The 1,578-nt window shown below is 43.5% G+C and carries 13 tRNA genes; all 13 read right to left on the bottom strand.

Going from position 1 to position 1,578, the window contains the following annotated elements:
* Positions 1-382: 382 nt before the first annotated feature.
* Positions 383-457: transfer RNA gene (locus BN349_RS22825), tRNA-Asn, on the bottom strand.
* Between the two features lie 15 nt (positions 458-472).
* Positions 473-549: transfer RNA gene (locus BN349_RS22820), tRNA-Ile, on the bottom strand.
* An 8-nt stretch (positions 550-557) separates the two neighbouring features.
* Positions 558-631, bottom strand: a tRNA-Gly gene (locus BN349_RS22815).
* A 17-nt stretch (positions 632-648) separates the two neighbouring features.
* Positions 649-719: transfer RNA gene (locus BN349_RS22810), tRNA-Cys, on the bottom strand.
* 7 nt (positions 720-726) lie between these two features.
* Positions 727-798 (bottom strand) — tRNA-Gln (locus BN349_RS22805).
* Positions 799-812: 14 nt separating this feature from the next.
* Positions 813-888 (bottom strand) — tRNA-His (locus tag BN349_RS22800).
* A 6-nt stretch (positions 889-894) separates the two neighbouring features.
* A tRNA-Trp gene (locus tag BN349_RS22795) sits at positions 895-968 on the bottom strand.
* A 9-nt stretch (positions 969-977) separates the two neighbouring features.
* Positions 978-1,061, bottom strand: a tRNA-Tyr gene (locus tag BN349_RS22790).
* Between the two features lie 34 nt (positions 1,062-1,095).
* Positions 1,096-1,171: transfer RNA gene (locus BN349_RS22785), tRNA-Phe, on the bottom strand.
* A 17-nt stretch (positions 1,172-1,188) separates the two neighbouring features.
* Positions 1,189-1,264, bottom strand: a tRNA-Asp gene (locus tag BN349_RS22780).
* 7 nt (positions 1,265-1,271) lie between these two features.
* Positions 1,272-1,364, bottom strand: a tRNA-Ser gene (locus BN349_RS22775).
* Positions 1,365-1,383: 19 nt separating this feature from the next.
* Positions 1,384-1,459 (bottom strand) — tRNA-Val (locus BN349_RS22770).
* Between the two features lie 5 nt (positions 1,460-1,464).
* Positions 1,465-1,539, bottom strand: a tRNA-Glu gene (locus BN349_RS22765).
* Positions 1,540-1,578 lie beyond the last annotated feature (39 nt).

Here is a 1,578-nt window from a genome sequence, read left to right as displayed (position 1 = left end):
CCAAGTTGAAACTTCATTTAGAATTAACGTTGACGTGTTGTCTTGTTTAGTTTTCAAAGAACATTCTAGCCGTTTAGAACGACTTTATTATTATATCAATCGAGTTATTTAATGTCAATAACTTTTTTGATTTTTATTTTGTTGCATCAGAAGCAACTTTTATATAATATCATTTCGTTTATTATCCGTCAACCCTATTATATTAATTTATTAAGTTAATATATCTTACATTAGGTGCCTCTTAATAAAATAAGTGATTCAAATGTACCACTTGTACCACTTTGATAACTGCATATATTAATCTAATAAAATTCACTAGATTACTATACATTTTAAAGAAATAAAAAAAGAGGTTCATAATCCTCTTATATAATTCTTTTTATGGCTCCGCAGGTAGGATTCGAACCTACGACCGCTCGGTTAACAGCCGAGTGCTCTACCACTGAGCTACTGCGGAATAATAATGCTTTAATGGTGGGCCTAAGTGGACTCGAACCACCGACCTCACGCTTATCAGGCGTGCGCTCTAACCAGCTGAGCTATAGGCCCAATTTTTATGGAGCGGGTGAAGAGAATCGAACTCTCATCATCAGCTTGGAAGGCTGAGGTTTTACCACTAAACTACACCCGCAAATTATAAAATAAGAAAGGCAGCAACCGGATTTGAACCGGTGATAAAGGTTTTGCAGACCTTGGCCTTACCACTTGGCTATGCTGCCATAATGACTGGGCTAGAAGGATTCGAACCTTCGCATGACGGAATCAAAATCCGTTGCCTTACCGCTTGGCTATAGCCCAATGATAAAAAATAATGGGGCGACTGATGGGAATCGAACCCACGAATGTCGGAACCACAATCCGATGCGTTAACCACTTCGCCACAATCGCCATTGTTGGCAGGGGTAGTAGGAATTGAACCCACACCAAAGGTTTTGGAGACCTCTATTCTACCTTTAAACTATACCCCTAAATTTAAATGGTGGAGGGGGGCAGATTCGAACTGCCGAACCCGAAGGAGCGGATTTACAGTCCGCCGCGTTTAGCCACTTCGCTACCCCTCCATGAATTTCAAATATAATCAGGAGTATTTTGTAATGGTGGCTCAGGACGGAATCGAACCGCCGACACAAGGATTTTCAGTCCTTTGCTCTACCGACTGAGCTACTGAGCCATACTAAATTATTTAAATGGCGGTCCCGACGGGAATCGAACCCGCGATCTCCTGCGTGACAGGCAGGCATGTTAACCGCTACACCACGGGACCTAATGGATGGAGGAGGTAGAGGGATTCGAACCCCCGCGAGCCGTTAAGCCCCTGTCGGTTTTCAAGACCGATCCCTTCAGCCGAACTTGGGTATACCTCCGTAATACTATAAATATAAATGGTGGAGGATGACGGGATCGAACCGCCGACCCCCTGCTTGTAAGGCAGGTGCTCTCCCAGCTGAGCTAATCCTCCATATATGGTGACCCGTACGGGATTCGAACCCGTGTTACCGCCGTGAAAGGGCGGTGTCTTAACCGCTTGACCAACGGGCCAATATAATAGACTAAAAATCATTAGTCTATTAATTGTCT

This window comes from Bacillus sp. AP8, assembly GCF_000321185.1.
Classification (GTDB): Bacteria; Bacillota; Bacilli; order Bacillales; family DSM-1321; genus Bacillus_AD; species Bacillus_AD massilioanorexius.
Note: the sequence above shows the minus strand (reverse complement) of the source record. Positions and strands in the feature narration are given on the sequence as shown.